The 12,832-nt window shown below is 39.8% G+C and carries 16 protein-coding genes; 4 read left to right on the top strand and 12 right to left on the bottom strand.

The genetic code is table 11. From position 1 onward, the window contains the following. Window position 1: 1 nt before the first annotated feature. The 10 genes from ltrA to G608_RS23475 form a co-directional block, all read right to left on the bottom strand. On the bottom strand, window positions 2-1,285 hold the full coding sequence (gene ltrA / locus G608_RS0119035; protein ID WP_026497314.1) for a group II intron reverse transcriptase/maturase: 1,284 nt from the start codon (window positions 1,283-1,285) through the stop codon (window positions 2-4). A gap of 133 nt (window positions 1,286-1,418) precedes the next feature. Next, window positions 1,419-1,541 carry a hypothetical protein gene (locus G608_RS24215; protein WP_255345380.1) on the bottom strand — a complete coding sequence of 41 codons (123 nt, stop codon included), beginning with the start codon at window positions 1,539-1,541 and terminating at the stop codon, window positions 1,419-1,421. Window positions 1,542-1,925: 384 nt separating this feature from the next. Continuing rightward, a complete protein-coding gene (locus tag G608_RS0119030; RefSeq protein WP_026497313.1) occupies window positions 1,926-2,441 on the bottom strand; it encodes a GNAT family N-acetyltransferase in 516 nt (171 codons plus the stop codon). A gap of 27 nt (window positions 2,442-2,468) precedes the next feature. Further along, window positions 2,469-3,218 (bottom strand): nucleoside phosphorylase, encoded by a 750-nt coding sequence (locus G608_RS0119025; RefSeq protein ID WP_026497312.1) that lies wholly within the window; start codon window positions 3,216-3,218, stop codon window positions 2,469-2,471. A gap of 13 nt (window positions 3,219-3,231) precedes the next feature. Then, on the bottom strand, window positions 3,232-3,783 hold the full coding sequence (locus G608_RS0119020; RefSeq protein WP_026497311.1) for a GNAT family N-acetyltransferase: 552 nt from the start codon (window positions 3,781-3,783) through the stop codon (window positions 3,232-3,234). A gap of 324 nt (window positions 3,784-4,107) precedes the next feature. Next, window positions 4,108-4,800, bottom strand: coding sequence for a hypothetical protein (locus tag G608_RS0119010; RefSeq protein ID WP_026497310.1), 693 nt, complete (start codon window positions 4,798-4,800; stop codon window positions 4,108-4,110). Window positions 4,801-4,805: 5 nt separating this feature from the next. After that, window positions 4,806-5,288: an NUDIX hydrolase gene (locus tag G608_RS0119005; protein ID WP_035796286.1), complete on the bottom strand. Its 483-nt coding sequence runs from the start codon at window positions 5,286-5,288 to the stop codon at window positions 4,806-4,808. 39 nt (window positions 5,289-5,327) lie between these two features. Continuing rightward, a complete protein-coding gene (locus tag G608_RS23480) occupies window positions 5,328-5,543 on the bottom strand; it encodes a hypothetical protein (protein ID WP_155833335.1) in 216 nt (71 codons plus the stop codon). Continuing rightward, the gene (locus tag G608_RS0119000) at window positions 5,536-6,711 is read right to left on the bottom strand and encodes an AAA family ATPase (RefSeq protein ID WP_026497308.1); all 1,176 of its coding nucleotides are present in this window, start codon (window positions 6,709-6,711) and stop codon (window positions 5,536-5,538) included. The genes G608_RS23480 and G608_RS0119000 overlap by 8 nt, the downstream gene beginning before the upstream one ends. A gap of 279 nt (window positions 6,712-6,990) precedes the next feature. Further along, window positions 6,991-7,137: a hypothetical protein gene (locus tag G608_RS23475; RefSeq protein WP_155833334.1), complete on the bottom strand. Its 147-nt coding sequence runs from the start codon at window positions 7,135-7,137 to the stop codon at window positions 6,991-6,993. 200 nt (window positions 7,138-7,337) lie between these two features. Here G608_RS23475 and G608_RS0118990 point away from each other — a divergent pair, with 200 nt between their 5' ends. Together G608_RS0118990 and G608_RS0118985 are read left to right on the top strand one after the other, a co-directional pair. Further along, window positions 7,338-7,619, top strand: a complete 282-nt coding sequence (locus G608_RS0118990; RefSeq protein WP_026497307.1) for a type II toxin-antitoxin system RelE/ParE family toxin — start codon at window positions 7,338-7,340, stop codon at window positions 7,617-7,619. A 98-nt stretch (window positions 7,620-7,717) separates the two neighbouring features. After that, window positions 7,718-8,014, top strand: a complete 297-nt coding sequence (locus G608_RS0118985; RefSeq protein WP_026497306.1) for a HigA family addiction module antitoxin — start codon at window positions 7,718-7,720, stop codon at window positions 8,012-8,014. A gap of 141 nt (window positions 8,015-8,155) precedes the next feature. On the opposite strand, the gene G608_RS23080 is transcribed toward G608_RS0118985, so the two are convergent. Together G608_RS23080 and G608_RS0118970 are read right to left on the bottom strand one after the other, a co-directional pair. Next, window positions 8,156-8,959 (bottom strand): cyclophilin-like fold protein, encoded by an 804-nt coding sequence (locus tag G608_RS23080; protein ID WP_242829436.1) that lies wholly within the window; start codon window positions 8,957-8,959, stop codon window positions 8,156-8,158. Between the two features lie 48 nt (window positions 8,960-9,007). Continuing rightward, the gene (locus tag G608_RS0118970; protein ID WP_026497305.1) at window positions 9,008-9,319 is read right to left on the bottom strand and encodes a hypothetical protein; all 312 of its coding nucleotides are present in this window, start codon (window positions 9,317-9,319) and stop codon (window positions 9,008-9,010) included. Window positions 9,320-10,061: 742 nt separating this feature from the next. Between G608_RS0118970 and G608_RS22715 the strand changes: the two genes are divergently transcribed. Together G608_RS22715 and G608_RS0118955 are read left to right on the top strand one after the other, a co-directional pair. Then, window positions 10,062-12,077, top strand: a complete 2,016-nt coding sequence (locus G608_RS22715) for a fibronectin type III domain-containing protein (RefSeq protein ID WP_051209563.1) — start codon at window positions 10,062-10,064, stop codon at window positions 12,075-12,077. Between the two features lie 566 nt (window positions 12,078-12,643). After that, window positions 12,644-12,832: helix-turn-helix domain-containing protein (locus G608_RS0118955; protein WP_026497303.1), on the top strand; the 189-nt coding region annotated here is incomplete at its 3' end.

The following is a 12,832-nucleotide window of genomic DNA, read 5'->3' as shown; positions in this document are numbered from 1 at the left end:
TTCAACATAACTTCAAAGCATGACGCTCATTATAGTAATCAAGGCAGCTGATGAGACCTGCCTTGGCAAGCACCTCTTTGGAAATTGCTCTGACAACACACGTTTTCGTGACGACCCCTTGATAGCGATCGCCGCAATACGATGTAAGCCGTGCAATGTTTTTATTCACACCTAACTTCTGCAATCCCCATTGGCGTTTCTTCGGTACTTTCCATTGCTTCCATATAATTACCCGAAGCCTCGTCCTTAAATGTGCGTCAGCCTCAGCCATTGCTGTCGTCATAGAGCCGAGAGCGTAATAGTTTATCCACCCTCTTGTTACCTGGTTGATTTTCGTAATCTTACCTGTAACAGTTCCAGGCATCTTCCTACAAGTCAGTTCTTTAAGCTTTCGTTTGAACTTAGTAACCGAGTCCTGATGCGGTCTGCATTTCCACTCTAATACATTTTTGTCCTTGTAAAATCCAAAGCCAAGATATTTAAGTTTCTGCGGTCTTGTGATGTGGGTTTTGGTCATGTTAACCTTTAACCCAAGTTTCCTTTGTATCCAGTCCGTCACCGTCCGCATGACTCGCTTTGCACTCGCTTCGCTTCTGACAGCGATAACGCAGTCATCAGCGTATCTTGTAAAGCGGAGTTCTCTCGTTTCAAGTTCCTTGTCCAGTTCATTCAACATGATATTCGACAGTAGTGGTGACAGATTTCCGCCCTGCGGGGTTCCGAGTTTTGTTTCCTCGTAACCCTGTGGTGTCATAACCCCTGCTTTGAGGTATTTGCGAATAAGTGACTCCGTGTCGCCATCATTGATGATGTTGTGGACAAGGCTCATGAGCTTGTCCTGCGGTACGTTGTCAAAGAATTTTTCCAAGTCGATATCAACTATCCACTCGTATCCCTCGTTCAGATAAACAAGCAGTTGTCTGATTGCCATTTCACAGCTTCTGTTTGGTCTGAAGCCATAACTCCATTCCGAAAACAAAGGCTCGCACATGGGGCTTATCACCTGCACAATGCCTTGCTGAATTACCCTGTCCATTACGGTCGGAATACCGAGTTTTCTCACTCCACCGTTTGGCTTGGGTATTTCTACCCGCCTGACCGGTTGGGGGTTGTACTCCCTCTGCCTGATTTGCTCTCTGATACTGTTCCAATTCTCTTTGATATAATCGCCGAGTTCGTCTACAGTCACGTCATCTACACCACCTGCTCCTTTATTGGCGCAGACTCTCTTGTATGCGGCGTTCATGTTGTCGTTGGACAGTATCTTTTCCAACAGTTCTGACATTGCCTTGTGTGTTCTCTCCTTTCCGTTCCCATGGATTTGCCTTAGGTTGTGCGGTACCTGCTCATTTACGTTTCGCCTTTTTCCGCTGTCAGGTATTCCATGGAGCATACATTTGATTACACTGTTACATTGTTCAGCCCTTTGGTAACGCCCATTTCAGAACATTACCTACTACGGCTTCTGCTGACTTCTCACAGTTCGTTGTTACTACGGCAAATGAAACCGCCTGTGAGACCTCGCGGGATAAGCCTACCATTCTTTCCTAGTCTACCTGCCTGATCTACGCCTACGGGTTACGGTTGCCTTTTGGATTTCACTGCTCTAAGCCAGCTAGTCCGCCGCAAACGCCTTAATATCAGGTTTCTGTTCGTCAGGCTACGATTTCGCTATCCCTTCTTCTCGCCTACACCTCACGATGCAAACCTTGGGAGTCGCTTTGGGGTTCGTCGGCAACTACGCCCCACGTGGACTTTCACCACAGACCGGCGGCATGCCCGCCATACTTAGAAACGTGCGCCGCTAGGCGCACAAAGAAAAAGCACCAGCCCAAGTGCATTTACACTCGTGAACTGATGCTCTTATCAAGACTCCATTTCAAATCGGAGAAATATTAGGTTTTCGGTCGGAGAAATATTGTATATCAGAATTCCTTTGTGAAGGTCTTTGCAGCATACTTTTTGCTACCATCAAGCTTCTCGAACTCACTGTCATGTGAATAATGCATCCCAAGCTTTTCCATAACACGCTGGCTTTTATGATTCTCTGCCGCAAACTGTCCTTCAATCGCTCGTATTTTTCTGGTCTTTGAGATATGATCAATTATACCTTGCATTGCCTCCGGAACATAGCCATGTCCCCACTGGTCTTTTCTAATATTGTATCCAACAACCCAAACGTCTCTTTTTGCATTGTATACCAGGCCACCACTTCCTATGAGTTCACCGGATTCTTTAAGCTCGATTCCAAGATCATAATTATCCGGTTCATCCAGGTTACGGCTTTCAAGCCAAGTCTTTACATCCTCCGCACTTTTATAAAGTGGATAAATCATGTATTCATTTACATCCGGATCTCCACACCATTTAAAAGCAGCTTCATAATCCTCCGGAACAAAAGGTCTTAGTATCAATCTTTCTGTTTCAATCCTGACTCTCATCGTTATATCCTCCCAAACCAAATATAATCATATCCTTACGGCAATATCCAAAGCAATGTAGAACTTACCCAGATCATGGTTTGCAGCAGGAAGCGCCTCCACTTCATATCCACTATCTGCAAGTACATCACCAGCTTCAAGGAAATTATAAAGTTCAAGTCCATAAAAATCACACAAAGCCTGAACTCCTGCAAGTTCCATCTCTACAGCTATGCAGCCTTCCTTTTTTCTTTTGGCAACAAGTCCTTTTGTCTCTCTTAGCATGGAATCCGTTGTCCAAACACGGCCTTTAACATATGGAACCTTAAGCTCTGTAAAAATGCTCTCTAATTTTTCACGCCCCTTAATATCAATATAGTCACTTGCCGGAGCGTAGTAATATGAAGCGCCATCACCTCTATAGCTCTCTGTTGGAATGATAAATCTTCCGGTGGTCTGCTCCGGATCAAGGCTTCCACAGGAACCAAACATAATAAACTTTGTTGCTCCGATTACCCAATGTGCTTCATAACAAGCGCCTGAAGCAAAAGCAGAGCCTATTCCCGTTAAGTAAAATGCTATCTTTTCACCTTTGTACTCAAGACAATAGATAGGTATTCTTCCATTACATGCACCAAGCGAACCGATTTCTACACAATCAAATTTCTCCAGGATGTGGTCATGAATTACTTTTGAAAAAATGATTAGGCACTTATCTACAAGATGTTTTTGTTCTCCATAAAATTGTTTAAGTTCTATTATTGGTTCTGTCTTATCATCATAAAATTCTTCGCGCATCGTTCACTCCTCCTCACTCAAATATGTTTGCCATTATGATTTCATCCATATATGTTCCGTCTTTTAATTTGAAAGCTCTCGGATTCATTCCATATTCTTTAAATCCCATTTTCTTGTACATGTGCCTTGCTCTGTCGTTATCGCTGTATACTCCAAGTTCAACCTGCTCAAAGCCATTTGCTTTTGCCTGCTTAAGAGCTATCTGCATCATAAAGCTTCCAAGCCCCATTCCTGTATACATCTGCCTGATAGACATTCCGAGATAGGTGCGATGAAGATATTTAATATGTGGCCTTATGAGTGTTACACCAAGATCTTCGATCAACTCATCTTCAATATAAGCACTTACCATGAAGTCTCTGTCGCTTTCAGCAACGCTTCCAAGAATCTCTGTAATCTTCTCTAGATTGAACTGACCGTCTTCAGGCTCTCTTGCCATAAAGTGCGTCTCAGCAGAAGTTGCTTCCCTATGAAGCTTTACCTTAGGTGCATCCTCTGGCCCTGCGCTCTTAATCACGATTTCTCGCCCATCAGGTAAAATGTATTTCTGTTCATTTATTCTCATAGCCACCTCCGAAAAAAAAGACCTCTTCAAACTCTCGCTTGATGAGGCCTTGTAAACTATATCAGTTATAAAACACTAACTATGCCCTACACTTAATCTTATCCTCATCATACATATCAAAATCAAACCCCTGATTATCATTCACGGGCTTATTGGTGACCATGTATGTTGTAACGAGAATAAGTCTTTCCATAGCATCTACCTTTCTGAAAATTATTAGTTGTAAGTATAATTGACTGATAATTCACTGTCAATACTATTATTCTCTGTTTTTTTAAACCGATGGGTTCAAACGTCAACAGCCTGTTGACGATTTTATATTCATCAGTTATTCTCAACGCACTCTCTTATCACACGTGCTATTTCCAAAGGAATCTCCACAATCTCATCATCAACATTTTCATTTACCGGAATCCAGTCACTGTCAGGCAATGTGAAATCGTATGCCTTTAAAAGGTCATCACCCGGAAGTTTTCCTGTGATAACTTTAGTCAGGATCATTGAGATAAGATAATCTCCAATGGCTGAAGCATGCGCACCATCTTTATAATACAGATCTGCATCTGCTCTGTTCTGTAATTTCTCAAAGGCCTCGCTCCATACTTCTCCAATAGGCGCAAGCAGTACTCCATGATTTTTTGAGAGTTCCTGATAGCGACGGTTCATCTCTTTCTGATTCTCAGGACTTCCCTTTTCAGCCCAAGTCTCAAAAATAACCGGCTTAGTATTAGCTTTTTGGCAAAGTTCAATTATTCTTCCTGCATACGTAATTGTGTCAGATTCTTCCGTCATGGGATGCGCCTGCTCCTGGATAATGCAGTAATCATATCTACCATGGAGGATATTAAATCGCTCTGAGAAGTATTCCTCTCCCATGTGCCATTTAAGCGATCTTCCAGAATATGCCAGCATGAACACTTCGCAGCTCTCACCCGTTGCATTCTCTATCATTTCCCTGGTAAGCTCAGGCATATCATTCATATAAGTATGGCTATTGCCAATAAAAAGAATTTTCATTGTATTCACCTTTCATCCGTCAAGAAATGCTTAACCTCATTTACCGGATGTAATAATTCTGTCCTGAAGAACTCCGGGTAGAACTTAATCGGATCATCCGGAGCAATCCACTCAAGAAATTCCTGGTGATCATCCTCAGTAAAGCTGCTGCACTTTGGTTCAAAATCCTCCGGGACCTTCATGTAGAAAAAGAATGATATTTCATATATCAATTTCCCAAGGTTAGACTCCGCATCCCCATAAAAATAATTCTCATGAACGAACCCCAGCCTGTCTACTTCCATTCTTATGCCAGTCTCTTCATACACCTCACGTATTACTGCTTCCTCGGCAGTCTCTCCGAACTTGATCCTACCCCCTACAGAATATAAATACTCTGGTCTGATATGGTTCCCAACCATAAGGAACTTTCCATCCTTCAGAATAATTGCACCTACTCTGATGTTAATAAGTCCATTGTCGCACTGCACTGTCATGTCTTTACTCATATCCAATTATTCCCCTTAACTATTTCCAACAAACTATTTCTAATATATCAAAAAGAGACGCCGCTTAACAGCAATTAATACTGCTAAACAGCGCCTTGTTTCACCAATCAATAACATCGAAGAACTCTTCAATATTGGTGTTTTTCTTATCCAATGCATCCTGATCATAATCAGTCTGTTTGATGATGATATCAAAAGTCTTTTTCTTGATCTCATACTTGTTGGAGACCAGCTTACCCTCTCTTTTCTACTCAAAAGCTGTACCTCCCAATATGCCCTTCATATAAAACTCGTAGACTTTTGCTGTCTCGTATCTTACCTCAGGGAAATCTGCAAGTGAATACAGTTCAGAAGTAAGACTATCCTTACTCTTTGTCACAAAATAGATCTGTTCCTTCATGTAGGTCTTCAGATTCAGATGAAGCACGTTGTGCGTTGAGAAGATAAACTGTCCCTTATGTTCTTCACCGTTAACAAACGCCACAACTCTGTCTGATAGAATTGGATTAAGTACTCTGTCCATCTCATCTGCAAATACAACTCTGTTCTCATATACTACCCTGAATATCTGGACAGCCCATGCAAAGAACTCTCTTACGCCGGTTGAATCCTGCTGAAGTTCTCTTCGGATTTCATTGCCCTCAGCGTCTCTTCTAATTATCAATGACTTCCCATAAGGCTTGTCATTATCCACTTCTATGCTGCATATACTATAGTCAACCATGCGGAATATATCTACAAATCGGGAATCCTTCATGATCTTGATGTCCTCATCCCTGCCAGCAGGATTTCCGTCCTGGTCTTCCGGAACCGTACCCGGGAGAAGAATATTTTTGAACCAGCCTGTAGTCTCTATTGCATCCGCATTGCCAAGAAGAGCCATCTTACTTATAAAAAGGCCATAGCTGTTGTTACTGTTCTTTAATGCAGTTCCAAGCTCAGAAGCCTTTCCTTCCTTTTTTTCATATTTTCCGGACTTATCCCTTATAACAGAAAAGAGACATGAGAAGGTTCCTTTCCTCTTATTCTGCTTATAAAGTCCTTCACTTGTTATTCCATTAGAGTCTATTCCCAAACAATACTTGTAGATATGCTCCTTTTCTGAAATGAAGCATATCTCAAATCTCTGTTCAGGATCTTTTTCCGTAAGAAAACTGGATGCATTAACATATGCACCAACAGACTGCACCTGGGAATTGAAGTCTATAAGCGATTTCAAAAACTTAAGACTCCCAATAAAATTGGATTTACCACCTGCATTCTCACCGACAATAACTGCAGTCTTTAGAAGGTCGTAATCCACATCTGTAGAAGTATAGTTGTCAGGATATCTCGTCTTAACCTTGCTATTAGATGCCTCCATACTAAATTCGCTCTCAACATTGAACGAGCAGAAGTTATTGAATTTAAAGCTAATCAGCATCTGGCAACCTCCTTTTGAACTGTTTCGTATCTATATTATAGCACAAAATCTTTCACCTAAACCAGTTTTATGGTTTAGGCGAAAGATTTCAGGCCCTTTTAGGTGAAAAAGATATAAAAAACCCACAAAATAATACTCAGGTGCAAAAAAACGAAATTTCTATCTAGATAATTAGGGAAATTCAATATTTCAATTGCTTATTTAGAGATTTTATCTCTAAATAGCCATCTCAAACAGTTGACTTTATCATTTCACACTCACATTTACCTCTCCAGATGATTAAAATCTGGCAACAGCCCTCATCTGAACCAGCATAATCTGCCTGGTCCTCTCATCCATAGCCCCAAATAGCTTACGCATTTTATCCAGAACCATTTTTCTCTTGTTCAGCTGAGCCATTCTGACCAGAATAGTGTCAACTGTCATCTCTGCGACATCAGCGGAATCAACAGATATTCAGGCTGTATGAGTAAATAATCAAAAGGTTTTGCCATGACCATTCAGGATTGATTATTGTGTGCCTCGATAAAATTATTATGCCTGCTTGGCGTGTATATGCGAAGCGGGTATAATAATGATATAGAAAAGCTTTTCTAAAAAATTTGTTGGGGAGGAGGAGGAGAAATGTGATAAAAAGTTTCGCAGATAAAGACACGGAATCAATATTTCATCAAGAATATGTAAAGGGAATTCCGCAAGATATCCAAAAACGAGCATTAAGAAAGCTTATAATGATTGATGCTGCTAAAGAAGATAAAGATTTCAGAGTACCGCCAGGAAACCATTTTGAACATCTTCCGGGAGACAGACTTGGTCAGGTAAGTATTCGGGTTAATGACCAATACAGGATATGCTTTAAGATTAAAAGTAACGATTGTTACGATGTAGAACTAGTAGATTATCACTAATAAGTTTTTATTATGACTTTTTAATTAGCTGATAAAAGGTATAATTAACTATTATGTATATATAGCGGATTCACGCTATACAGAAAGAGATTATTACTATGAATAAAAGGATTGAGTTGCCAACAGTAAGTGAAATTTTAAGAGAAGAATTTATGGAACCATTTGGGATTTCTGCTTATCGTCTTGCAAAAGATATAAACGTGCCAGTATCCAGGATCCAGGCAATACTTAATGGCAACAGAAAGATTACTATAGATACGTCAATACGATTAGGGAGATATTTTGGGGTTTCATATGAGTATTTCCTGAACATTCAAAATGCCATAGACATAAGAGAAGCAAGTGACAATATGGCTGAGGATATAAAGAGCATAAAGGAATTGATGTATAACTGATTTTTTTAGACACCGGATCATTAGAAGTGCCGTCGATATACTTTAAAAAGAAATCTCTTGCAGCTTCCAAGTCATTCACATACATAGCAACATGCTCTATTTTCATCAGATTCACTCTCCATAAAAGTGCGAATTTACCCCTTACTTTATCTCTAAAACAACATCACCATTACCAAGAAGCTGTGTCAGCTCTTCCTCAGATAGATCAATATGCCCAAGCTTAGTATATGCCCAGGAATTTGAGCCATAGAAAACCACAATCTGATTTCCTGAATAAAGCACGATATCCCCAAACTCTGTTGTGATCTGCTTATCATCCCGGCTTATGCTCTGACCTATTGATCCAACCTGCTCAAAGCCGCCATACATTGACATGTTTACTTTGAGAGGACAGATTTCCTTCAGCTCATTTACCGAAGCATTATCTTCCCATGTAACCGGCATTTCTTTTCCATCAATAGAAAGTGTCATAGCTGTCTCTTTTGCCTCCTCTGTAATAACCTCTCCAGTCCAGTCGATAATTCCACCAAACTCAAAGACATTGGTATATCCCATATCAAAAAGCTTCTGTGCTGCCTCTTTGCTGCGCCTTCCACTCCTGCAATAAACAAGAATTACCTGTTCAAGGTCAGGAAGTTCCGATGGCATGGAATCAACTATGCTTTCGTTAGGAATACATATAGCTCCCGGAATGTGCCCTTCATCAAACTCATCCTGACGCCTGACATCAACAATCACATGGCCATCATCAAGATCCATCATCAGCTTTACTTCTTCCTGATCAATCTGCGTGTAGCTGTCTTTATCGTTCTTTGACGCAAGAAAAACAGATGTCGGTCCATCAGCCCCACCGATGATTGTTACATCTGATTCAGTTTTAGATCCGCAGCCCGTCAATACCATAGCTAGCGTAAGCATCCCCAGGGCTAAATATCTTCTTTTCACTTAATGGTCTCCTCAGTCATTACTCTTTTATCTATTCTCATGTATCCCTTAACACCCTTTCCTTCCGCTTTTATGGTCTTCTATGGAGCAAGCATCAGGTGTTCCATATTCAATAAGGCCCACAACCGCAGGATCAAGAGTTATACTGCCATCTTCGAGAACAAAAGCCGGTATGCCAACATCTCCAATTTCCTTGGAATGATCGAATGCCGGATTGGTATCACGAAGTCTGGTAAAAGCTCCCATGTTTCTGATATTCTCACCAATGTTGATATACTCAAATTCATTTTCTCGTCCAACTATCTGCTCATGAATGAAATCGCAGTATGGACATGTAGGCATTCCGTAAATTTTGATCATTGTTCTCCCTCCAATATGTCATTGTAAATCCACAAAATAATAATTGATTTTGTCAGCACAAAAGTCACATGTTCATTTGCATGTGACTTTTATCATATGTTTTTTGATTATTGATATTCAAAAAAGATTGCTTGGGCAGCAGGCGCGTTATTTCGTTCATTATATGTCAAAATATAGTTTTATCATTTGTATGGTAAAATAATATTGTAGCGTTGTTTTGTCCACAGAAAGTCCACAGACATGCTTATGTCATTCCTAAGATTTATTGGTGGAATTATAAAAGCCGTTGATGAAGCATCTAAAAATGCTCCTTCTAGTCAAACACTTGATCCTGATGAAGAATACCGAAATTATGACTTTTGCGTAGATCCCACATATATTAAAAATACTCTATCTATAAAATTTCCAGTAATACAATTATACATGCATGTTTCGCCAAAACGGCGTAGCCGTTTTATATCCTCGGGGATGCTATCTCATTTTCAGCGGATAGAATACTGCATTTTTACAATTGAAAACAAGTTGCAATTATTCTACAGAAACATTGAAATTCCAATTCAAAATATGGGATAATAAATAGGCATTTAACTATTATTTCAGAAAGGGCTTTACATTCAATGCAGGTTGAAACTATTCTTTTGCAAGGCAAGTCAAGGGGGATAACTGCGCTTTTTTACATGCAGAAGATCTATAGATGCGAGAGCCAATTCTATGACCAAATAAAACACGGGGGAGTGTCACAATGTCAATTAGACGTACAAAATCAGGAAGTATGAAAAAAATTGTTCCATTTGTTCTTATTCTGTTTTCACTTATCAGTTTTTTGCTGATACCTGAAAAAGTAAATGCAGCAACCTTTGATGACATCAATCAATCAGCTGTTTTTGTTAAACAACAGGCTAAGGATACGTGTACATTAGCATCAGCTGTGATGATGGTAAGACGTGCAGCTATGGCTACAGGTAATTCAAACTGGGCTGCAATTACAGAAAGTTCTATGAAAGGAACCGCATGGAAGAATGGCTCAGGTCTGTATTATAACTTTACTTATGCCGGTATAAAAGTAAGTAATGGAAAACTATATAATAATTCTTCAAACGTTAATAAATTGATAGAGCTTCTTCAGTCACATCCTGAAGGAGTAGTGATATATGATTACAGTAAGCCCCACGCTATACTGCTGACCGATTACACAAACGGTACTTTTTACTGTGCAGATCCTGCAAATAGCACTCCATCCGGAAGAATACCGATAACCAGTGCCTCAATAACAATCAATAGTGCTGATGCATATTGGTATGTAGCATCACCACAGGTTAATCTTGAAACTATCAATCATAACCCTACAATTTATCTTGATGGTCTTTCATCAGATCGTGATAGGACAGTTTCAGTATGTGGCTGGGCATATGACCCTGATAATCCGTCGCAAAGCATATGGGTTCATGTATATTTATTTGGTCAGGGCGATCCTATTTATTTAGGTGCTACTGAAGCTAATATACTAAGACCGGATCTGGCGCCACTTAATATTGGCACATACCATGGCTATGCCGCTACATTTGATGTTCCTGCCACCGTTCCTACAGTCGGAAATCTTGAAATAGGCGTGGCTGCCATAAACATTGGAGAGGGAAATAATATATTTGCTCCTCATAAAAATGTTACTGTTTATAATACAGAACCCCTGGTAGCATTTGATGGATTAGCATCAGAGAAACCTGGAACAATATCTGTTGCCGGTTGGGCATACGATCCTAATGATCCTACGCAAAGCTTATTGGTACAGGTATATTTATATGGTCATGGCAACCCTATTTATTTAGGCGACGTTGAAGCAAACATAAACAGACCGGATCTCGCTTTTCTTAATAGTTGTACAACCCACGGTTATGCCGCCACATTTGATGTTCCTTTCAGTGGAAAACTTGAAATAGGTATTACAGCTAAAAATATAGGTGCAGGAAGTGACCAGCAGACTGAACACAAATTTGTAAATGTTACTAAGAATGAGCCTGTCATCGTATTTGATAATGTAACTACATCAGAGCCGGGAACAATAACTGTAAGTGGATGGGCATACGATCCAAAAGATATCAGCAAGGAAGTTGAGGTTGTTGCATATATCTTTGGCGACGAGGCACCAATCAGCCTTGGTAGTACAATTGCCAACAAGAAAAATGAAGAAATAGACAAGAAGTATCACGTAGGAACAAATCATGGCTTTGAATGCACATTTAATGTCCCTGTTGGAGGCAATCTTGAAATTGGATTATCTGCCTTAAATGATGGACAGGGAGACCATGGATACAGTGAGCATAAGACGATTACGGTAACAATGCCTGAACCGGAAAAGCCCGAAACTGAATCCGTTTCAGAAGACGAAAGCGAAAAGCAGGTTGAATCCGTCCGGACAGATAAACAGCAGGGCAAGAATACAACTGATGAAAACATCGATTCAACGCAAAAGAAAACTTCGCTTACAAAACTAAAAGCCGGGGCAAAATCGATAACTGTTTCATGGAAGAAAGTAACCGGTAATGGCATAAAAGGCTATGAGCTTCAGTACAGTACTGACAAAAACTTCAAGAAGGATGTCAAGAGTGTAACCATTAAGAAGGTAAAGAAGACTTCAACTACATTAAAGAAGCTTAAGTCCAAAAAGAAATATTATGTAAGAATACGTACCTACAAGCAGTCAGGCTCCGAGAAGATTTACTCTAATTGGAGTAAAACAAAGAACGTTAAGGTAAAATAAACATACACGAATAACAGTTCCCCTAAAGAAGTCTACCTCATAAAGAGGTTTTCTTTAGGGGATTTTATTCAAGCGAAATACCCACTCTGCTCAACCGAAATGATCACTCCGCTGTTTACGGAATGGCTACACCGTTTGACCGAAATATGCAATTATACATTTTATTTTGCATTAACCATGCAGTTCATAGAAGTTTAAGATTTGATTATCATTCAATTTTTATAATATCTCCTCACATCATTCAACGACACGACTAAATATATTCTCAGAAGCTGCATTATCACTTATTATTCTCGTTTTTATTACTACCTACCGTTTTAGATCTTGAAGGCAGCAGGTGCCTACTCTTTATAATAAAAGAATATCTGTTCGAATATATAGTCGGAGATCTTGTCGTGAAAAAAGCACACTTAAATGTAATTTTTAATTCCAGTTTGCAAGAGTAAATTCTAGGGTTATGGAAGTTACTCTTACACATATATACTTGCCATATTGATATTCACATATAGATCTCTATATAATGTTCGGGCAGCTGATTGCCTGCCTGTGCAGATTGGAGATTTATTATGAATAAAGGCAATCAGAAACATATAACATTTGAACAACGTGTAGAGATTGAAAAAGGATTGACCGAAAACAAGTCCTTTGCTGAGATAGCAAGGATAATCGGGAAAGATCCTTCAACTGTCTCAAAGGAAGTACGTTTGCACGCTCAAGTTAAAGAACGGCCAGATCCCGGATATACAAATCCACCA

The organism is Butyrivibrio sp. WCD3002 (assembly GCF_000424265.1).
Classification (GTDB): Bacteria; Bacillota; Clostridia; order Lachnospirales; family Lachnospiraceae; genus Butyrivibrio.
Note: the sequence above shows the minus strand (reverse complement) of the source record. Positions and strands in the feature narration are given on the sequence as shown.